Source organism: Micromonospora okii, assembly GCF_020884795.1.
Taxonomy (GTDB): domain Bacteria; phylum Actinomycetota; class Actinomycetes; order Mycobacteriales; family Micromonosporaceae; genus Micromonospora; species Micromonospora okii.
The window spans coordinates 220,543-240,621 of record NZ_BBZF01000015.1 but is presented as its reverse complement, the minus strand read 5'-3'; the positions used below and the strand labels follow the sequence as shown (position 1 = coordinate 240,621).

The 20,079-nt window shown below is 74.6% G+C and carries 14 protein-coding genes and 1 pseudogene; 9 read left to right on the top strand and 6 right to left on the bottom strand.

Going from position 1 to position 20,079, the window contains the following annotated elements; all coding sequences use genetic code 11:
- Nucleotides 1-44 precede the first annotated feature (44 nt).
- On the bottom strand, nucleotides 45-2,186 hold the full coding sequence (locus LPU43_RS10570) for an MMPL family transporter (protein ID WP_229400097.1): 2,142 nt from the start codon (nucleotides 2,184-2,186) through the stop codon (nucleotides 45-47).
- A 155-nt stretch (nucleotides 2,187-2,341) separates the two neighbouring features.
- Between LPU43_RS10570 and LPU43_RS10565 the strand changes: the two genes are divergently transcribed.
- On the top strand, nucleotides 2,342-2,857 hold the full coding sequence (locus tag LPU43_RS10565) for a MarR family winged helix-turn-helix transcriptional regulator (protein ID WP_229400096.1): 516 nt from the start codon (nucleotides 2,342-2,344) through the stop codon (nucleotides 2,855-2,857).
- 231 nt (nucleotides 2,858-3,088) lie between these two features.
- Here the strand turns inward: LPU43_RS10565 and LPU43_RS10560 are convergent, their stop codons facing one another.
- Entirely contained in the window at nucleotides 3,089-3,292 is a 204-nt protein-coding gene (locus LPU43_RS10560; RefSeq protein ID WP_229400095.1) for a cold-shock protein, read from the bottom strand.
- A 180-nt stretch (nucleotides 3,293-3,472) separates the two neighbouring features.
- Between LPU43_RS10560 and LPU43_RS10555 the strand changes: the two genes are divergently transcribed.
- Both LPU43_RS10555 and LPU43_RS10550 read left to right on the top strand, forming a co-directional pair.
- Nucleotides 3,473-4,243 carry a class I SAM-dependent methyltransferase gene (locus tag LPU43_RS10555; protein WP_229400094.1) on the top strand — a complete coding sequence of 257 codons (771 nt, stop codon included), beginning with the start codon at nucleotides 3,473-3,475 and terminating at the stop codon, nucleotides 4,241-4,243.
- A gap of 9 nt (nucleotides 4,244-4,252) precedes the next feature.
- Nucleotides 4,253-4,927 (top strand): annotated as a pseudogene (locus tag LPU43_RS10550) (DedA family protein); the annotation flags it as partial.
- Between the two features lie 19 nt (nucleotides 4,928-4,946).
- Here LPU43_RS10550 and LPU43_RS10545 read toward each other — a convergent pair.
- Both LPU43_RS10545 and LPU43_RS10540 read right to left on the bottom strand, forming a co-directional pair.
- Nucleotides 4,947-5,600, bottom strand: a complete 654-nt coding sequence (locus tag LPU43_RS10545; RefSeq protein ID WP_229400093.1) for an MBL fold metallo-hydrolase — start codon at nucleotides 5,598-5,600, stop codon at nucleotides 4,947-4,949.
- 7 nt (nucleotides 5,601-5,607) lie between these two features.
- Nucleotides 5,608-6,324: a maleylpyruvate isomerase family mycothiol-dependent enzyme gene (locus tag LPU43_RS10540; RefSeq protein WP_229400092.1), complete on the bottom strand. Its 717-nt coding sequence runs from the start codon at nucleotides 6,322-6,324 to the stop codon at nucleotides 5,608-5,610.
- Between the two features lie 223 nt (nucleotides 6,325-6,547).
- On the opposite strand from LPU43_RS10540, the gene rsgA reads away from it, so the two are divergent.
- From rsgA to LPU43_RS10525, 3 genes are all read left to right on the top strand, one after another.
- Nucleotides 6,548-7,600, top strand: a complete 1,053-nt coding sequence (gene rsgA / locus LPU43_RS10535) for a ribosome small subunit-dependent GTPase A (protein WP_229400091.1) — start codon at nucleotides 6,548-6,550, stop codon at nucleotides 7,598-7,600.
- 287 nt (nucleotides 7,601-7,887) lie between these two features.
- Nucleotides 7,888-10,836, top strand: a complete 2,949-nt coding sequence (uvrA, locus tag LPU43_RS10530) for an excinuclease ABC subunit UvrA (RefSeq protein WP_229400090.1) — start codon at nucleotides 7,888-7,890, stop codon at nucleotides 10,834-10,836.
- Nucleotides 10,837-10,962: 126 nt separating this feature from the next.
- Nucleotides 10,963-11,430 carry a Rieske (2Fe-2S) protein gene (locus tag LPU43_RS10525; RefSeq protein WP_229400089.1) on the top strand — a complete coding sequence of 156 codons (468 nt, stop codon included), beginning with the start codon at nucleotides 10,963-10,965 and terminating at the stop codon, nucleotides 11,428-11,430.
- Between the two features lie 66 nt (nucleotides 11,431-11,496).
- Here the strand turns inward: LPU43_RS10525 and LPU43_RS10520 are convergent, their stop codons facing one another.
- On the bottom strand, nucleotides 11,497-14,760 hold the full coding sequence (locus LPU43_RS10520) for a penicillin acylase family protein (RefSeq protein ID WP_229400088.1): 3,264 nt from the start codon (nucleotides 14,758-14,760) through the stop codon (nucleotides 11,497-11,499).
- Between the two features lie 208 nt (nucleotides 14,761-14,968).
- On the opposite strand from LPU43_RS10520, the gene uvrC reads away from it, so the two are divergent.
- Entirely contained in the window at nucleotides 14,969-16,912 is a 1,944-nt protein-coding gene (gene uvrC, locus LPU43_RS10515; protein WP_229400087.1) for an excinuclease ABC subunit UvrC, read from the top strand.
- Nucleotides 16,913-17,061: 149 nt separating this feature from the next.
- On the opposite strand, the gene LPU43_RS10510 is transcribed toward uvrC, so the two are convergent.
- Complete coding sequence (locus LPU43_RS10510; protein ID WP_229400086.1) at nucleotides 17,062-17,859, bottom strand: inositol monophosphatase family protein; 798 nt, start codon at nucleotides 17,857-17,859, stop codon at nucleotides 17,062-17,064.
- Nucleotides 17,860-18,094: 235 nt separating this feature from the next.
- Between LPU43_RS10510 and rapZ the strand changes: the two genes are divergently transcribed.
- Both rapZ and LPU43_RS10500 read left to right on the top strand, forming a co-directional pair.
- A complete protein-coding gene (gene rapZ, locus LPU43_RS10505) occupies nucleotides 18,095-19,012 on the top strand; it encodes an RNase adapter RapZ (RefSeq protein WP_229400085.1) in 918 nt (305 codons plus the stop codon).
- Entirely contained in the window at nucleotides 19,009-20,028 is a 1,020-nt protein-coding gene (locus LPU43_RS10500; RefSeq protein WP_229400084.1) for a gluconeogenesis factor YvcK family protein, read from the top strand. The genes rapZ and LPU43_RS10500 overlap by 4 nt, the downstream gene beginning before the upstream one ends.
- Nucleotides 20,029-20,079 lie beyond the last annotated feature (51 nt).

Below are 20,079 nucleotides of genomic sequence, written 5' to 3'. Positions count from 1 at the left end.
CTGCCGGCGCCCGGGGCGGGACGCAGAGGCGCCGGCAGCGGCGGTCAGCTCCGGGCTGCCGTCGGTCCGGTCGCCCCACGGTCGGCGTCCGCGGGCGTCTCGTCAAAAGATACCCGGCCCAGCCGACCGGGCCACCAGAAGCGGTCGCCCAGCAGGAAGGCCAGCGCCGGCACGAGGACCGTGCGCACCAGCAGCGTGTCGAGCAGCACGCCGATGCAGACGATGATCCCGATCTGGGTGAGCGTGATCAGCGGCAGTACGCCGAGGACGGCGAAGACCGCCGCGAGCAGCACGCCCGCGCTGGTGATCACCCCGCCGGTGACGCGCAGCGCCGAGAGCATCCCGGCGCGGGTGCCGGTGCGGCGGGCGTCCTCGCGGGCCCGGGTGACGAGGAAGATGTTGTAGTCCACGCCGAGGGCCACGAGGAACACGAAGGCGAGCAGCAGCACGCCGCTGTCCAGCGCCGGGAAGCCGAGGACGTGGTCGAAGAGCAGCCACGCCGCGCCGAGGCTGGCGAAGAACGACGCGATGACGGTGGCGACGAGCAGCACCGGCGCGACCAGGCCGCGCAGCAGCAGCACGAGCACCGCGCCGACGAGCAGCAGGATGATCGGCAGGATCAGCTTCAGGTCCTTGGCGTCGGCCCGGTCGGAGTCGTAGGTGGCCGCCACGGAGCCGCCGACGACAGCGCCGTCGAACTCCCCGACGCCGTCGATCGCGGGCGGGGCGGAGCCGGGCACGGCGGCGACCGCGTCGCGCAGCGCCTCCACCGCCCGGTCCGAGGCGGCGGTGCCGGGTTCGGCCTCGAACACCACGTCGATCTGGGCGACGGTGGCCCCGGCGTCGGCGGGCCGGGCGGAGGTGACGCCGGGCACGGCCGCTGCGGCCTCGGTCACGGCACGTGCCGCCGCCGGGGTGGTGAGGACGGCGACGGGCTGGGTGGTGCCGGCGGGGAAGGCCCGGGCGAGGGTCTCCGCGCCGGTGACGGCCTCGGGCTTGACCCGGAACTGCTCGGTCTCCGACAGGCCGGTGCGGATGCCGAGCCCGCCCAGGGCGAGGGCGACGAGCAGCAGCGTCGCCAGGGCCGCGACGGGCGCGGGGCGGCGCACGACGGCGGCGCCGAGCCGACCCCACAGCCGGCCCTCGCGGGCGGGGCCGCCGACGCGCGGCACGAACGGCCAGAACAGGCCACGGCCGAAGAGCACCAGGGCGGCGGGGAGGACGAGCAGCGCCGACATCATGGCGAACACCACGCCGGTGGCGCAGGCCACGGCGAGGGCGCGGTTGGTCTCCTGCTCCGACAGCAGCAGGGTGAGCACGCCGAGCACGACGGTGCCGCCGCTGGCCAGGATCGGCTCGGCGGTGCGGCGCAGGGCGGCGCGCATCGCGGCGAACCGGTCCTGTTCGCGGCGCAGCTCCTCCCGGTACCGGGCGATGAGCAGCAGGGCGTAGTCGGTGGCGGCGCCGAAGACCAGGACGCTGGCGATGCCGGTGACCTGGCCCTCCTGGAGGTGGATGCCGAAGGCCGGCACGATGCTGTCGACGGCGCGCAGGGTGAGCTGCTCGGTGGCCGCGACGACGACGAGCGGGACGATCCACAGGAACGGGCTGCGGTAGGTGACGAGCAGCAGCAGGGCCACGACGCCGGCGGTGACGGCCAGCAGCGTGACGTCGGCGCCGGCGAAGACCTCCGAGAGGTCGGCGGTGAACGCGGGCCCGCCGGTGACCTGTGCGGTGAGCCCGTCGGGCAGCCCGTCGAGGGTGGCGCGGAGGTCGTCCACGGCGTCCACGACGGCCTCCTGGCCGCCGGCGGTGGACAGGGGCACGGCGACGAGCGCCACGGTGCCGTCGGGGGAGACCTGCGGCGGGCTGACCTTGCCGCCCACGGCGAGGCGGCCCAGCTCGCCGGCCCTGCCGGTGAGCGCCGCGCGGTCGGCGTCGGTCAGCGGGGCGGCGTCGGCGCGGGCGACGACGACGATCGCCGGCTGCACGTCGTGGGAGGGCAGCTCGTCCTGGAGGCGCTCGACCTGCGTCGACTGCCACTGCACCGACAGGCCCGTGGACGAGACGGGGGCGGGGTTCTCCGGCTTCGGAAGCCCGAAGACGGCCGCGCTGAGGACGATCGCGGCGGCCACGGTGAGCCAGGCGGCGAGCCGGCCCCGGGCGACGCGGGTGAACACGGACATCGGGGGCCCCTCGCGGTTGTCGGGCGGGCCGCGGGTACGGCCGTGCACCGTATCTCGTGTCTGAAGTATCTTGACGAACGAGATTATCGGGTGCCTCGACTATGCTGCAAACGCACGGGCGGCGAGGGGAAACAGCGGGCGTGGCAAGTCACGGCATGTATCGGCGACGGGACACCCGGCGTGAGCAGCTCGTCGCGGAGATCACCAACGACCTGCGACGCTACTCGGCCGACGCCCAGCACATCGGGCACGCCTTCGCCGGGCTGCACGGCCTCAACGCCACCGACCTGCACGCCCTCATCGCCGTCATGGACGCCGAGCTGGCCGGTGCGCCGATCACGCCGGGCCGGCTGGGGGAGCAGCTCGGCCTCTCCTCGGGCTCGGTGACCGCGCTGGTCGACCGGCTGGAGCGGGCGGGGCACATCCGGCGCGACCGCGACACCGGCGACCGCAGAAAGGTGTTCCTGCGCTACGCCGACCGGGGCGCCGCGCTGGCCGTGGAGTTCTTCCAGCCGCTGGGGCGCCGCACCGACCGGGTGGTGGCCGACTTCAGCGACGAGGAGCTGGAGACGGTGCACCGCTTCCTGGCGGCGATGACGACCGCGATGCGCGAGCATCGCGACCAGGTGCGCGCCGCCCGCCCGGAGCCTTCCCGCCGCCCGCCCGGCTGACCCCGCCCCGACCCCGCCACCCGGGCCGCCGTGCGGCGTAATCGGCAAGGGCAGCTTCCGCGTGGCTGGCCCTGACCCCGCTGATCGTGCTCGCCGGGCCGGTCCGGGGCCGCCGGGACCTGCCCGCCGCGCCGGGCCCGGCCTGAGAGTGACGCGCCGCCGGTGAACCGGCGGCGCGCGGGTGCGCTGTGGCGGCGACCGGTCGACCCGGCCGCCGCCACCGGCACGGAGCTAGATCGGGCGGACGTTGTCCGCCTGCGGGCCCTTCTGCCCCTGGGTCACCTCGAACTCGACCTTCTGGCCCTCGTTGAGTTCCCGGTAGCCGCTGGACGCGATGGCCGAGTAGTGGACGAACACGTCCGGCCCCCCGCCGTCCTGCTCGATGAAGCCGAAGCCCTTTTCCGAGTTGAACCACTTGACCGTGCCGGTAGCCATGCATCTCTCCCTGTTCAAAGCGGGAGACCACCGACCGCCGGCCGGTGATCGCCCTGTACCTCCCCGACCCTAACCGGCGAAACCCGTATCTGCTGGACGAAGTGCCGCAGCGAACGCAGCAATCCTGTTCCAGTTCGGCCCGACCGGGGAAAAACCGGGCGACACGCGGCCCGCTGCGGCATGCTTGCCCCGGTGAGCGATCCCGCAGCCACCGCGCTGACCGAGCTGGAGCGGGAGATCGACACGCCCGGCAGCGGGCTGGACCGGCTCCGGCTGGTCCCCACCCCCTTCGTCCCCGAGGTGCGGCTGCACCTCGCCGAGGACTCCATCGTCTGGTGGGCCCGCATGGAGGCCGCGGCGGGGCGCCGGCTGCCGCCGCCGTACTGGGCGTCGGCCTGGGCCGGCGGGCAGGCCCTCGCCCGGCACCTGCTCGACCACCCCGAGCTGGCCGCCGGCCGCCGGGTGCTCGACCTGGCCGCCGGCTCCGGACTGGTCGCGATCGCCGCCGCGCTGGCCGGCGCGTCCCGGGTCGTCGCCAACGACATCGACCCGTACGCCGTCGCGGCGGTCACCGTCAACGCCCGGGCCAACCGGGTCACCGTCGCCGCCACCGGCGAGGACCTGCTCGGCGCCGTCACCGACGCCGACCTAATCGTCGCCGGGGACGTCTTCTACGACCGGCAGCTCGCCGGGCGGATGCTGCCGTTCCTGCGCCGCGCCGTCGCCCACGGCAGCCAGGTGCTCGTCGGCGACCCCGGGCGGGGCCACCTGCCCCGGGACCTGCTGGAGCTGGTGACCAGCTACCGCGTCCCCACCACCGAACCCGCCGTCGACTCCCCGGTGCGCCGGGTGGAGGTGCTGCGCCCCCGCCCCCCAGGGGCGGACCCTGAGAGCGGCTCAGGGGAGGCTGGGGGGCGGAACCCGATGTCCCGGGGTCGGCAACGGCCGTAGCGTACGGGTATGACGCAGTGGGCCGAGCAGGCCGGAGAGCTTCCCACCATCCTGATGATGGGGTTGCTCGGGGTGGTGATGGTCTTCGACGCCGTCCCGCTGCTGGGGGTGCTGGTCCCCGGCGACGTCGCGGTCCTCGCCGCGGTCGGCGTCGGGCGACCGGTCACCGGCGCGGCCACCGTCGCCGCCGTGGTCGCCGGTTGCCTGGCCGGCTGGTCGCTGAGCTTCCTCGCCGGCCGGCGGTACGGCGAACGGCTGCGGCGCAGCCGCGTCGGTGCCTGGATCGGGGAGCCGCGCTGGGCGGCGGCGGAGGACGTGCTGCGCCGTGGCGGCGGGCGGATGGTGCTGGTCGCGCCCTTCCTTCCGGTGCTCAACGCGCTGCTGCCGCTGGCGGCGGGCGGCCTGCGGATGTCGTACGCGCGGTTCCTGGCCTACGCGGGGGCGGGCGCCGCGCTCTGGGCCGGCCTCTACGTGGGCCTCGGCACGGTCTCCCGCTCACTGGCCGGGCTGCTGCCCGGCGACCCCTCGCCGATGCTGGTCACCATGGCGGCCGGCCTGCTGCTGGCCGGGGTGGTGCTGCTCGGCGCGCGGCGTCGGCTGCGCGCCGCCGTCGACCCGACGCCGGCGGCCCGGCGGCCGGAGGGGCACGCGGCGGGGCCCGGGCGGTTCGCGCCGGCACGGGGCGGCGCGAACCGGCCCCGGGTCACCAGCCCCGGGCCCGCCACTGGGGCAGCGCGGGGCGCTCCGCGCCGAGGGTGCTGTCCCCGCCGTGCCCCGGGTAGAACCAGGTCTCGTCCGGCAGCCGGTCGAACAGCCGGTGCTCCACGTCGTCGATGAGCTGCGCGAACCGCTCCGGGGCCCGGTCCGTGTTCCCCACCCCGCCGGGGAAGAGCGAGTCGCCGGTGAACAGGTGCGGGGTGCCGGCCGGGTCGCGGTAGAGCAGGGCGATCGAGCCCGGCGTGTGCCCGCGCAGGTGGATGACCTCCAGCTCCCGGTCGCCGACGGCCACGGTGTCGCCGTCGGCGAGGGTGTCGGCCTCGATCGGCAGGCCGACGGCGTCGTCGGCGTGCACCAGCGGCCGGGCGCCGGTCTTGGCGACGACCTCCTCCAGCGCCACCCAGTGGTCCATGTGCTGGTGGGTGGTGACCACGGTGGCCAGGCCGGTGTCGCCGACCAGCTCCAGCAGCCGGGGTGCCTCGTTGGCCGCGTCGATCAGCAACTGCTCGCCGGTGTCGGTGCACCGCAGCAGGTAGGCGTTGTTGTCCATCGGCCCCACCGACACCTTGGTGATGGTGAGCCCGTCGAGTTCGCGTACCGCCGGTGCGCCGCCGGGGCTGACGTCTCCGCTGTAGGTCATGGCGTTTCTACATCCATTCTGGTGGGGTCGGCAGAGGGCCGTCGGGGGTGACGGCGAGCGTCTCGCCGCCGCCGCGGCCGATCAGCCAGGAGGCGAGGCCGTGGGCGGGGCCGGTGATCGTGGGCGCGCCGTCCGGGTCGCCGACGACCAGCTCGTGGCGGCGGCCGTCGAAGCGCAGCACCATCGCCGGCGGGTCGTCGCGGGCGGCCAGGCCGGCGGTGACCTCGTGCAGCAGCCGCTGGGCGAACGCCTCCGACCAGTCGGCCGGGGCGTACCCGGCGGCCAGGTCCACGTGGTGCACCTCGACCTCGCGCAGCCGGCCCCAGACCAGCATCGCTGCCGGCCACGGGCCGCGCCGCGTCTCGACCGTCGCCGCCCACGCCTCCACCGGCATGGCGGCGAGCGCCTCGGCGAGCCGTTCCGCCGTGCGGCGCAGGTCGTCGGTGTGGGCGGCGGGCGGGCGGGCCGCGCCGGCGGCGATGTCGGCGTCGCGGACCTCCGCGCTGGCGTACATCGGGATGGCCTCGCCGGTGCGGGCGGCGGTGAGCAGGTTGACGAAGCCGTCGGCGTTGCGGGCCAAATGGGTCAGCACGTGCCCCCGGCTCCAGCCGGGCAGCAGCGACGGCGCGCCCACGGCCGCCGCGTCGAACGTGTCGGCCGTGCGCAGCAGGCGGGCCGTGGCGGCGTCGAGGTCACCGGTCAGCAGCAGCGGGTCCGCGGTCACCCCACGAACCCTAGCGTCCCGCCGGTGCCGCGTCGCCGTGGAAATCGCTTTCGGTGCGTCGGCGGGCCACCTACCGTCGAGGTCGAACGGCTTCGGGCCACGCCACGGCGGGCCGGAGCCGTCGCAGAACGCGGCACCGCAACGACGGGGAGGGAGGTGGTCGTCATGCCGGTCGACGTGCCCGCGCGCTGCCACCGTCCGCCCCGACCCCGATGAGGTTGCCATGACCATCGATCTGACCGCCCTCGGCTGGGACGCCGAGCGGGCGGCCGACTCCCGTGCCCGCGCAGGCTGCCGGCCGGGCCGGGTGGCCCGGGTGGACCGGGGGGTGTGCACCGTGCTCGGCGCGGACGGCCCGGTCCGCGCCACCCTCGGCGCGGCGGTGCTGGCCGCCGCCGCCCGCGACCTGACCCGGCTGCCCTGCGCGGGGGACTGGGTGCTGCTGCGCACCTGGCCGGACGGGCCCGTCACGGTGGAGCGCGTGCTGCCCCGGCGCACCGCGCTGGTGCGCCGCACCGCCGGCAAGGACGCCAGCGGGCAGGTGCTCGCCGCCAACCTGGACGCCGCGGCCGTCGTCGAGCCGGTGCACCCCGAACCGGACGTCGCCCGCGTCGAGCGGCTGCTCTCGCTGGCCCACGAGTCGGGGGCCGCGCCCCTGGTGGTGCTCACCAAGGCCGACCTCGCCGCCGATCCGGCGGCGATCGCCCGGCAGCTCGCCGGGGTCGCCCCGGGTGTGCCGGTGCTGGCGGTCAGCGCCGAGCGGGGCACCGGCCTGGGCCCGCTGCGCGAGCACGTCGCGCCGGGCCGCACCCTGGGGCTGCTCGGCCCGTCCGGGGCGGGCAAGTCGAGCCTGGTCAACGCGCTCGCCGGGGCGGTGGTGATGCCGACGCAGGCGATCCGCCGGGTCGACGGCAAGGGCCGGCACACCACCACCTGGCGGGCGCTGGTGCCGGTGCCGGGCGGCGGGGCGGTGCTGGACACCCCGGGGGTGCGGGCGGTCGGCCTGCTCGACGGCGCGTCGGGGCTGGGCCGGGCCTTCGCCGACATCGCCGCGCTGGCCGTCGGCTGCCGCTACGGCGACTGCGCGCACGACGCCGAGCCGGGCTGCGCGGTCCGCGACGCCCTGGCCGCCGGGGAGCTGACCGCCCGCCGGTACGACAGTTGGCGTCGGCTCCAGCGGGAGCTGGCCCACGAGACCCGCCGCCGGGAGACCCGGGTGGCCGCCGAGCGGCGGGGCGGCTGGCGCGGCGGCCGGCGGCGCGCGGCCCGACCGTGACGCAGCGTGTCGTCCCGGTGGCCGGGCGCTGACCGGGCGCGTATCGGCCGCCGGTGTGCTGCGCGGCGGGGGGTCGGGCGGCCCGCCGGCCGGGGGAGGGTTTCCGGCGCGACCCGGGTGAGCTGGGGGAATGTGCGGGCGCGGGAAGTTGTCGTACCTCGGGGCTAGAGTTGCCGAGGCGCTTCTTCTGCGCCCGCACCACCGCTCGGCGCGGTCCCGGACCTTCCCGGCCCGCCCCCGAGTGGGACAAATCCTCCTCGCCTTCTTCACCCGGGAGTACACGGACAGTGGCCGACCGACTGATCATCCGTGGCGCGCGCGAGCACAACCTGCGTGACGTCAGTCTCGACCTGCCCCGGGACGCCCTGATCGTCTTCACCGGGCTCTCCGGCTCCGGCAAGTCGAGCCTGGCCTTCGACACGATCTTCGCCGAGGGGCAGCGCCGCTACGTCGAGTCGCTGTCGTCGTACGCCCGGCAGTTCCTCGGCCAGATGGACAAGCCGGACGTCGACTTCATCGAGGGCCTGAGCCCCGCCGTCTCCATCGACCAGAAGTCGACCTCCCGCAACCCGCGCTCCACCGTCGGCACGATCACCGAGGTCTACGACTACCTGCGGCTGCTCTTCGCCCGGGTCGGCGAGCCGCACTGCCCGGTCTGCGGGGAGCGGATCTCCAAGCAGAGCCCGCAGCAGATCGTCGACCGGGTGCTCGGCATGGCCGAGGGCACGAAGTTCATGGTGCTCGCCCCGGTGGTGCGGGGCCGCAAGGGCGAGTACGTCGACCTCTTCGCCGAGCTCCAGGGCAAGGGCTACGCCCGGGCCCGGGTCGACGGCGTGGTGCACCCGCTGACCGAGCCGCCGAAGCTCAAGAAGCAGGAGAAGCACACCATCGAGGTGGTCATCGACCGGCTCACCGTGAAGCCCAGCGCCAAGCAGCGGCTCACCGACTCGGTCGAGGCGGCGCTCGGCCTCTCCGGCGGCCTGGTGCTGCTCGACTTCGTCGACCTGCCCGAGGACGACCCGGACCGGGAGCGCCGCTACTCCGAGCACCTGGCCTGCCCCAACGACCATCCCCTCGCCATCGAGGACCTGGAGCCCAGGGTCTTCTCCTTCAACGCCCCCTACGGCGCGTGCCCCGAGTGCACCGGCCTGGGCACGAAGAAGGAGGTCGACCCGGAGCTGGTGGTGCCGGACCCGGAGCGCACCCTGCGCGAGGGCGCGATCCAGCCCTGGGCGAGCGGGCACAACCTGGAATACTTCCTGCGCCTGCTGGAGGCCCTCGGCGCGGCCGAGCACTTCGACGTCGACACGCCGTGGCGGGCGCTGCCGTCGCGGGCGCAGAAGACGATCCTGCACGGCTCCGACGACCAGGTGCACGTGCGCTACCGCAACAAGTTCGGCCGCGAGCGCTCCTACTACACCGGCTTCGAGGGCGCGGTGCAGTGGATCGAGCGGCGGCACACCGACACCGAGTCGGAGCACTCCCGCGAGAAGTACGAGGGCTACATGCGGGACGTGCCCTGCGCGGCCTGCGGCGGCGCGCGGCTCAAGCCCGAGGTGCTCGCGGTCACCCTGGCCGGCAAGAGCATCGCCGAGGTGTGCAACCTGTCGGTGGGGGAGTGCGCCGACCTGCTGGGCGGCATCGAGCTGACCGACCGGCAGAAGATGATCGCCGAGCGGGTGCTCAAGGAGATCAACGCCCGGCTGCGGTTCCTGCTCGACGTCGGGCTGGACTACCTCTCCCTGGACCGCCCGGCCGGCACCCTCTCCGGCGGCGAGGCGCAGCGCATCCGGCTGGCCACCCAGATCGGCTCCGGCCTGGTCGGCGTGCTCTACGTGCTCGACGAGCCGTCCATCGGGCTGCACCAGCGCGACAACCACCGGCTCATCGAGACGCTGGTGCGGCTGCGCGGGCTGGGCAACACGCTGATCGTGGTGGAGCACGACGAGGACACCATCCGCACCGCCGACTGGATCGTCGACATCGGGCCGGGCGCGGGCGAGCACGGCGGGCGGATCGTGCACTCGGGCTCGGTGCCGGAGCTGCTGGCGAACCCCGAGTCGGTCACCGGGGCGTACCTGTCGGGGCGCCGGGAGATCCCGACGCCGAAGGCCCGCCGGCCGCAGACGCCCGACCGGGAGCTGGTGGTGCACGGGGCGCGCGAGCACAACCTGCGCAACCTCACCGTGTCGTTCCCGCTCGGGCAGCTCATCGCGGTCACCGGGGTCAGCGGCTCGGGCAAGTCGACGCTGGTCAACGACATCCTGCACGCGGTGCTGGCCAACCAGATCAACGGCGCGCGGCACGTGCCGGGCCGGCACACCCGCGTCACCGGCCTGGATCACGTGGACAAGGTCGTCGGCGTCGACCAGTCGCCGATCGGCCGCACCCCCCGCTCCAACCCGGCCACCTACACCGGCGTCTGGGACCACGTCCGCAAGCTGTTCGCCGAAACCACCGAGGCCAAGGTCCGGGGGTACGGGCCGGGCCGGTTCTCGTTCAACGTCAAGGGCGGTCGGTGCGAGGCGTGCTCCGGCGACGGCACCATCAAGATCGAGATGAACTTCCTGCCCGACGTGTACGTCCCGTGCGAGGTCTGCAAGGGCGCCCGGTACAACCGGGAGACCCTGGAGGTGCACTACAAGGGCCGGACGGTCTCCGACGTGCTGGAGATGCCGATCGAGGAGGCGGCCGAGTTCTTCTCCGCCATCCCGGCCATCCACCGGCACCTCAGGACGCTGGTCGACGTCGGCCTCGGCTACGTCCGGCTGGGCCAGCCGGCCCCCACGCTCAGCGGCGGCGAGGCGCAGCGGGTCAAGCTCGCCTCCGAGCTGCAGAAGCGCTCCACCGGCCGGACGGTGTACGTGCTCGACGAGCCGACCACCGGCCTGCACTTCGAGGACATCCGCAAGCTGCTGATGGTGCTGGAGGGCCTGGTCGACAAGGGCAACACGGTGATCACCATCGAGCACAACCTCGACGTGATCAAGACGGCCGACTGGCTGATCGACATGGGTCCCGAGGGCGGCCACCGGGGCGGCACCGTGCTGGCGGCCGGCACTCCGGAGGAGGTCGCCGAGGTGCCGGAGAGCCACACCGGGCAGTTCCTGCGCCAGGTGCTCAAGCTCGACGGCGAGCCGAAGGGCGCGAAGGCGGCCACCGGCCGGGCGGCGAAGGCCAACGGGGCCGCCGGCCGTCCCCGGGCGGGTCGCAAGGCCACCGCCGGGGCGCGCTGACATCGATCACCGCTGACCGATGACGATCACGTCGGTCGATTCGTTGAACCGTCGGGGGCGGTGCGCCGTGGAGAGCTTTCGTGCCGCGGATCGCGACGGGCGGCGCAGTCGAGAGAGGGGCCAGACATGAGTGACGAGCGGGAGCGGAGCGGGCTGGGCCGGCAGACGCGGCGGGCGCTGCTGGCCGGGGCCGGGGCGGTGGGGGCGGCGGTCGCCCTGACCGCCTGCGGCGGCGAGAAGGAGCCGGCCGGCGGCTCCACCCCGACCGGCTCCGCCCCGGCGGGCGCGACGGGCAGCCAGGGCGCGGCCGAGCCGCTGGCCCGCACCGCCGACATCCCGGTCGGCGGCGGCGCGGTGTACGCCACCAAGGGCGTGGTGATCACCCAGCCCGAGGCCGGCACGTACAAGGCGTTCGACCCGATCTGCACCCACCAGGGCTGCCCCGTGTCGAACGTCGACGGCGGCACCATCAACTGCACCTGCCACAACAGCCGGTTCTCCATCGCCGACGGCTCCGTGCAGTCCGGGCCGGCGAAGAAGCCCCTCGCGGCCAAGGAGATCACGGTCGACGGCGACCGGATCACCCTCGCCTGAGGCGGGCGGCGACCACGGCGGCGGCCGGCACGGACGACCGTGCCGGCCGCCGCCGTCCCTGCGGGATCAGTGGGCGTACACCGACAGCTCCCACAGCGAGAAGCCGTACTCGGTGGCCCGGGTCAGGCCGCGCATCCGCACGTACCGGGCGGTCTCGGTGGGGAAGGCCACCACGTCGGTGCCGCCGTCGCCGGCCGTGGTCGACCAGGCCGTGCGCCAGGTCGTCCCGTCGGCGGAGACCTCGATCCGGTACGACCGCGCGTACGCCGCCTCCCAGTTCAGCGTCACCCGGCCCACCTGACGGGCGGAGCCCAGGTCGACGGTGAGCGTCTGGTCGTCGTTGCGGGAGCTGGCCCACCGGGTGCCCAGGTCACCGTCGACGGCCCGGGCGGCGGGATAGCCGAACTGGGTGCTCGACGCGGTCACCGCCCGACCGGCGGCCAGGTTGGTCAGGTCGTCGCCGCGCCTCGCGGGGAACGAGACGACCTGCTGGTACGTGGGCCGGTTCTGCCAGGCGACGGTGGCGTGCGTGATCCCGCCCAGCGGCGACTGGACGATCGCGTCGGCGCACCACTGGTCCCCGGCGGCGCAGGTGTCGTCGCCGGGGTAGGTCTGGGCGGCCGGGGTTGCCGCCGCGCTGCGCAGCGTGTCGAGCAGGACCTGCCGGCAGCCGGCGAGGGTGCCGCCGCCGCAGTGGGTGCGCCCGAGGCCGCCGGCCACCGGCTGCCCGAGCACCGCCCGCAGGTCCTTGTCGACGTAACCCCACCAGCCGTACTGGAACGCCGAGCCCTTGTGCGTCTGGGCCCCGTTCGCCGAGCCGGGCACGCTGCCCGCGTCGCCCCGCTGGTGCCCGGAGGGCGACTCGTTGATCTGCATGGCGTTGGTCAGCGACTGGTACAGCTCCGCGCCGAGCGGCGCGGCGAACATCCCCCGCACCAGCAGCGGCCACCAGGCGTCGAAGGTGCGGATCGCCTCGGCGTGCCGGTACACCTTCGAGCCCTTGGCCGTCTCCACGCGCAGGGCGCCGTCCTGCCGCCACGCCTTGAGCCGGCCGATCTCGGCGGCCAGGGCGGCGTCGGTGACGGGCTGGCTCTCCAGCACCCGGATCAGCTCGTCGAGCACCTCGATCCCGCGCAGGTCGGTCAGCCCGGCCCGCTCGACCAGCTCAGTCAGCGAGGCCCGGTCGTACTTCTTCCCGGCGGCGATGCCCGCCTTCAGCGGCCGGTCGAGCAGGTCGCCCCGGTGCACCGCGCCGAAGCTGAAGTTGCCGTCGGCGGCCCCGAAGTCCTTGGCCTGCTTGTTGTTCCAGCTCACGTAGTAGTCTTGGTCGACCGAGCGCGGGTGGGTCGACAGCGGGGCGTACGTCGCGGTGTTCGTCGCCGGCTGGTAGCCCTGCCACTCGTACGCGGGCTCGGCCTTCATCGGCAGGTTCGGGTTCGACCCGGCGGCGCGCACCGGGTTGAGCCCGGAGGTGAAGAACGCCGACTGGGTGGAGTTGACGTAGAACCAGTTGAAGGCGTAGTCGACGCCGTGCGCGGCGGTGACGAAGGCGTCGGCGGAGCCCATCGCGGCGGGGTCGTTGAACATCTGGAAGCCGATCGCCGAGTCGGCCTCGTGCCGGTACGTCGAGCGGAGCTGGGTGAACGCGTGCGGCCTGCCGCCGACGGCGCCGCGCCAGGCGACGAGGCCGAGCTTCGTGCGCCAGGCCACCAGCTTGTACGACCCGGCGGGCGTGCCGTCGGCGACCGTCGGGCTCCACCTGTTGGTGTGGGCGAGCTGCTCCATCGCCACGCACTGCCCCCGGTAGAGGTAGTGGCTGCTGGCGAGGGTGGGGGCGCTGCCGTCGGTGGTGCACAGCGGCACCGCGTACGTGTCGGTGATGTCGTGGGTCGACGAGGTGGCGCTCCAGGCGTAGTCCTGGCCCCGGCCGAGCAGCACGTAGAGGTTCAGGCCGGCGAACGCCGCCCCACGGGCGCTGATCCCGGGCCCCTGCAGCTCCTGCACCATCAGGAGCTGGGGGGAGAAGTAGCCGGTCTGCGGCCCGAAGACGGCCACCGGGTTGCCGGTCGCGGAGTGGGCGGCGGAGACGACGGCGGCGTTGGACATGCCCCGGTGGGCGGGGTCGATGGTCAGCCCGGAGAGCGCGGCGGCCAGCTCGGAGCCCCGGTTGGAGGTGGTCCTGGCGGTGGCGGAGCCGGTCGGGTCGGTGACGACCGGCTCGGCCTTGGCGGAGCCGGCGTCGGGCAGCACCACGCTGGCGGCGTCCGGGGAGGCCGCGCCGTACGGGAAGCTCTGCCCGTCGTGCAGCGTCAGCACCGCCTCGGGATCGTTCTGGTTGCGGAAGGCCGCCCAGACGCGGTCGCCCTCGGTCGGGCCGTACTTGGCGCGGGCGGCGATCCTGACCAGCGCGGACTGCATCTCGTTGCCGCCGCCGCCGCCGAAGAGGCCGCCGACGACGCCGGCGATGGCGATCAGGTCGGTCATCGTGAACGGCTCGGGGCCGCCCTCGTTGGTGATCGCGTCGAGGTGCCCGGTCAGCACGTACTCGCCGGGGCAGTCGCGGTCGGCCATGCACGCGCCGATGTAGGCGTTGATGCCCGCGATGTACTCCCGCACGTCGGCGTAGAGCTGCTCGCCGCGCGGGCCCTTGGCGCGCAGCGCCTCGACCTGGGCCGCCAGGTCCGCCTCCGTGTACGGCGAGTTGCGCCAGACGCTCTGCTCCAGCGCCCGGTTGCCGGGCGCGCCGCCCGCGAACGGGGTGAGGGTGCCCCGGCCGACGTGGCGCAGCAGGTCCATGGTGAACAGCCGGTCCTCCGCGCCGGCGTACCCGGCCCCGTACATGGTGCCGCCCCGGGTGGTGCCGGTGACGTGCGGGATGCCGAGGGCCTTGTCCCGCACGATCCGCACGTCCGAGCGGGGCGAGTAGTCGCGTTCGACCTGACCGGACGGGACGCCGAAGGAGGCGTCGTTGAAGAAGCTGCCGATCTGCTCCTCGCGCAGCCCGGCGTAGCCGTAGACGAGGTCCGCGTACCTGCCGAGCTGGTCGGCGGAGTGCCGGGGCATCGTGCCGAGGCTCTGGTGGGCGAGGATCTCGACGAGGGTGGCGTCGCCGTTCTGGCCGGGCGGCAGGATGTCGCCGCACTCACCCAGGCAGTAGTCGTTGGCGGCGAACGCGCTTCGGGTGGTGGTCGCGGCTGCGGTGGCCGACTCTGTGGTGGCCGGCGCGCCGGTGGCGGCGGGCGGGGCGGGGGCCGCGACGAGCAGGGCCGCGACGCCGACGGCGGCGGTCGCGCCGGCCAGCAGGCGGCGCGTGGTGGCGGGACGGGGCATGGTGATCCTCCGAGGGGTGGGGATCAGGGCGCGGGACGGGGGCCGATCGCTACGTGAAGAACATTCAGTTACCGAATGGTAGGCGGACCGCCACGGTATTGGAAGACGTCGATAGGCGGTGGCCCGGCCGGCGGGGCGCGGCGGTCCAGCGTCGCCGAGGCGGGTCGGCGTGATCTGGGCTGTCGGAGCCAGCGGCTAGTCTCGGATCGTGGCTGACCCCTCGACCTACCGCCCCGCGCCCGGCACCATCCCCGAGTCCCCGGGGGTCTACCGGTTCCGCGACGGCACCGGCCGGGTGATCTACGTCGGCAAGGCGAAGAACCTGCGCAGCCGGCTCAACTCCTACTTCGCCGACCTGTGGGGCCTGCACCAGCGCACCCAGCAGATGGTCACCACCGCCGAGTCGGTCGACTGGGTCACCGTCGGCACCGAGGTCGAGGCCCTCCAGCTCGAATACACCTGGATCAAGCAGTACGACCCGAGGTTCAACGTCCGCTACCGCGACGACAAGTCGTACCCGTACCTCGCCGTCACGGTCGGCGAGGAGTTCCCCCGGCTCCAGGTGATGCGCGGCGTCAAGCGCAAGGGCGTGCGCTACTTCGGGCCGTACTCGCACGCCTGGGCCATCCGCGAGACGCTCGACCTGCTGCTGCGGGTCTTCCCGGCGCGCACCTGCTCGGCCGGGGTGTTCAAGCGCGCCGGGCAGGTCGGCCGCCCCTGCCTGCTGGGCTACATCGGCAAGTGCTCCGCCCCCTGCGTCGGCCGCGTCTCGGCCGAGGAGCACCGGGACGTCGTCGACCGCTTCTGCGACTTCATGGGCGGGCGCACCGACACGATGGTGCGCCGGCTGGAACGCGAGATGACCGAGGCCAGCGAGGCGCTGGAGTTCGAGAAGGCGGCCCGGCTGCGCGACGACGTGGCCGCGCTGCGGCGGGCCATGGAGAAGCAGACCGTGGTGCTCGGCGACGGCACCGACGCCGACGTGGTCGCCTTCGCCGACGACCCCCTGGAGGCCGCCGTCCAGGTCTTCCACGTCCGCGACGGCCGGGTGCGCGGCCAGCGCGGCTGGGTGGTGGAGAAGACCGAGGACCTCACGCCCGGCGACCTGGTGCACCACTTCTGCACCCAGGTGTACGGCGGCGAGGAGGGCGAGGCCGACGTCCCCCGGGAGCTGCTGGTGCCCGCCCTGCCCGCCGACGCCGACGCCTTGGCCGACTGGCTGTCGGGCCGCCGGGGCAGCCGGGTGTCCCTGCGGGTGCCGCAGCGCGGCGACAAGCGCACCCTGCTGGAGACGGTGGAGCGCAACGCAAAGGACGGCCTGGCCCGGCACAAGCTCAGGCGCGCCGGCGACCTGACCACCCGCGGCAAGGCCCTCGACGAGATCGCCGAGGCGTTGGGGATGCGCACCTCGCCGCTGCGCATCGAGTGCTTCGACGTCTCCCAGATCCAGGGCACCGACGTGGTCGCCAGCATGGTCGTCTTCGAGGACGGCCTGCCCCGCAAGGGCGAGTACCGGCGGTTCATCGTCCGGGGCGCCACCGACGACCTCTCCGCCATGTCGGAGGTGCTGCGGCGGCGCTTCGCCCGCTACCTCGACGCCCGCGCCGAGACCGGCGAGATCGGCGAGGAGACCGCCGCCGACCCCGACCTGCCGGGCATCGACCCGACGACGGGGCGGCCCCGCCGGTTCGCGTACCCCCCGCAGTTGGTGGTGGTCGACGGCGGCGCGCCGCAGGTCGCGGCGGCGGCCCAGGCCCTCGCGGAGCTGGGCATCGACGACGTGGCGCTGTGCGGCCTGGCCAAGCGGCTGGAGGAGGTGTGGCTGCCCGACGACGAGTTCCCGGTCATCCTGCCGCGCACCTCCGAGGGGCTCTACCTGCTGCAACGCGTGCGCGACGAGGCGCACCGCTTCGCCATCACGTTCCACCGGCAGCGCCGCTCCAAGCGGATGACGGAGTCGGCGCTGGACGACGTCCCCGGCCTCGGCGAGGTGCGGCGCAAGGCCCTGCTGCGCCACTTCGGCTCGCTCAAGCGCCTCGCGGCGGCGTCGGTCGAGGAGATCACCGAGGTCCCCGGCGTCGGCCGGCGCACCGCCGAGGCGATCACCGCCGCCCTCAACCCTTCCCCTGCCCCGCCGCCCCCTGCCCCGTAGCCGGCCCCAGCCACCCGCGCCCCTAGCCGGACAGGCCGTGTGCGGGGTCCCTGCGACGCACCCCGCCGGCCCGTCGGGCGACAGTTCGTCCTGGGCGGGCTGGACGCGGTGGGCCTGCCGCCGTCCGATGCGGCTGCCGCATGTCTGTCTCAGCTCGCGGGCTGGTTGCCGATGAGGGCCAGCAGGGCGGTGTGCGTCTCCCGGTCCGCGGCCACCACGAGCCCGCCCACGCCCGTGTGCAGGGGCTGTCCCTGGATACCGGTCACCACGCAACCCGCGGCCTGGCACAGGGCGATGCCGCTGGTGAAGTGCACGCTGTCTTGGAGGTCGCCCTCGGTCACGTACGCGGCCCGCCGACCCGCCGCGACCCAGGCCACGGCCAGCGTGGTGGAGACCACGCGCGGGCGGAACCGCTCGACGAACCCCGGGTCGGCGAGCAGTCGGGCGGCCCGGAAGTCGGGGGCGATCGCGAACGGCGGATCGAGGTTGACGTCCACCAGCCGCGACTCGCCCGACGGCACGAGCGGACTGTCCACGCCGTCGCGTCGCACCCACGCGGATGGGCCGTCGGTCCAGAACACCTCGTCGGTGAACGGGTCGGCCGAGGCCGCGACCGCGATCCCCGAGGCCGTCCGCAGCGCGACGTTGACCGCGACCAGCATGGTGCGCGCCGCGTAGTTGAGCGTTCCGCACAGCGGATCCACCAGCCACACCCGCCCGGCGTGGCCGGGGCCCGTGCGGCCGCTCTCCTCGCCCACCACCGCGTCGTCCGGGCGGGCGGCGCGAAGGACCTCGACGACGACCCGCTCCGCCTCGATGTCGGTGGCGGTGGCGAAGTCGCCCCCGCCCTTGTCGACGCGGGCCGACGACGCGCCGTACTGCGCCCGCACCACGGCGGCCCCCGCCTGCGCGGCAGCGACGACGAGATCCCGATCGGTGGTCGACATGCCCGCAGGATAGAACTCGGGCGGGCATCCGACCCGATCCGGGTGGGGTCGTCCGGCAGCACGTCGACCGGCCCGAAGCCGCGCCACCCGGAGCGGATGGTCGAGGAGAGCGGCGCGGACGTGGGCGGAGGGGATCGACACGGCCCGGCGGGATAGAGTCGACGGTCGGCCAAGCGCGGTCGGCTGGACCGTGGCGTGACCCGTGGGGGAGTGGGCAGTGGTGAACGAGGCGCGGATGTCCGAGGCTCCGGTCGCCGGCGGCTCGACACAGACACCGGCGACGGAGGCTGAGGCGGAGACGACCCTGGTGGTGGTGACGGGGCTGTCCGGCGGAGGGCGCAGCACCGTGGCGCGGGCGCTGGAGAACGTCGGCTACTACGTGGTGGACAACCTGCCCCAGGCGCTCATGCTCGACATGGCCGAGCTGGCCGTGAAGGCCGGCGGCGCGGCCCGGCGTACCGCGATGGTCCTGGACGTGCGCTCGCGCGCCTTCTCCACCGACCTGGTCGGGGCGATCCGCGAGCTCAAGGAGCGGGGTTTCTCCCCGCGCGTGGTCTTCGTCGACGCCGACGACGAGGTGCTGATCCGCCGGTTCGAGAGCGTGCGGCGCTCGCACCCGTTGCAGGGCGACGGGCGGCTCGCCGACGGCATCGCCGTGGAGCGGGGCCTGCTGGAGGAGGCCCGGGACCACGCAGACGTGATCATCGACACCAGCCACCTGAACGTCAACCAGCTCCGCCGCCGCATCGAGGAGCTGTTCGGCGGCGAGGACGCCCGCCGGCTGCGGCTCACCGTGCTCTCCTTCGGCTTCAAGTACGGCCTCCCGCCGGACGCCGACTTCGTCCTCGACGCCCGGTTCCTGCCGAACCCGTACTGGGTGCCCGAGCTGCGCGAGCACACCGGGCGGGAGGAGGGCGTCAGCGCGTACGTGCTGGGCCAGGAGGGCGCGGAGGCGTTCGTGAGCGCGTACGCGGACCTGGTCAACGCCACCAGCGCCGGCTTCGAGCGGGAGGGCAAGCGGTACCTGACCGTGGCCGTCGGCTGCACCGGCGGCAAGCACCGCAGCGTCGCCATCGCCGAGGAGCTGGCCGCCCGGCTGCGCCGCTGCGGGCTGGCGGCCAACGCCCAGCACCGCGACCTGGGGCGCGAATGACGGCGGCGGCAGCGCCACCGCGTGACGAGGGCACCGGGCGTCGTACCCGGGTGGTCGCGTTCGGGGGCGGCCACGGCCTGTCGGTGTCCCTGCGGGCGCTGCGCCGCTGCGCCCCGGAGCTGGACCTGGACATCACGGCCGTGGTCACCGTCGGCGACGACGGCGGCTCCAGCGGCCGGCTCCGCGCCCGCCGGGGCGGCCTGCCCCCGGGCGACCTGCGCCAGGCGCTGGTGGCCCTCGCCGGCGACCACCCGGCCACCCGGCGCAGCGCCGGGCTGTTCCAGCACCGCTTCGCCGGCACCCCCGGCGACCCGGCGGACACCGACGACGGGCTGGCCGGGCATGCCGTGGGCAACCTCGTGCTGTGTGGGCTGACCGAGCTGCTCGGCGACCCGGTGGCCGCCCTGGAGCACGCCGGGGCGATGCTCGGCGCGGTGGGGCGGGTGCTGCCGATGTCCCGCCAGCCCGTCGGCATCGAGGCCCGGGTGCGCGGGGCCGACCCGGCGTACCCCGACGAGGTGCGCACCGTGCGCGGGCAGCACCAGGTGGCGGTCACCGGCGGGCGGGTGGAGTCGCTGCGGCTCACCCCCACCGCCCCGGCCGCCTGCGCGGAGGCGGTGGCGGCGACGGCCGAGGCGGACTGGCTGATCTTCGGGCCGGGGAGCTGGTTCACCAGCGTCCTGCCGCACCTGCTGGTGCCGGGGCTGGCCGCCGCCATCGTGGCCAGCCCGGCCCGCCGGCTGGTCACCCTGAACCTCGCGGCGGAGAAGGAGACCCTCGGGCTCTCCCTCGCCGACCACCTGGCCACGCTGCGGCACTACCTGCCGGAGCTGACGGTGGACATGGTGCTGGCCGACGCCAAGGCGGTGGGTGATCCCGCGCCGGTCGAACGTACGGCAGAATCGCTGGGTGCCCGCCTGGTCCTCGCCCCCGTCGCCGTCGACGGTGGCGAGCCCCGTCACGATCCGGCCGCCCTGGGCGCCGCCCTGGTGCCTGTCCTGGGCGCCGATCGTTAAGCACGTACGTAATCTCCGGCGACACGCCGGCACCGGTCCGTGAGGGGGCGC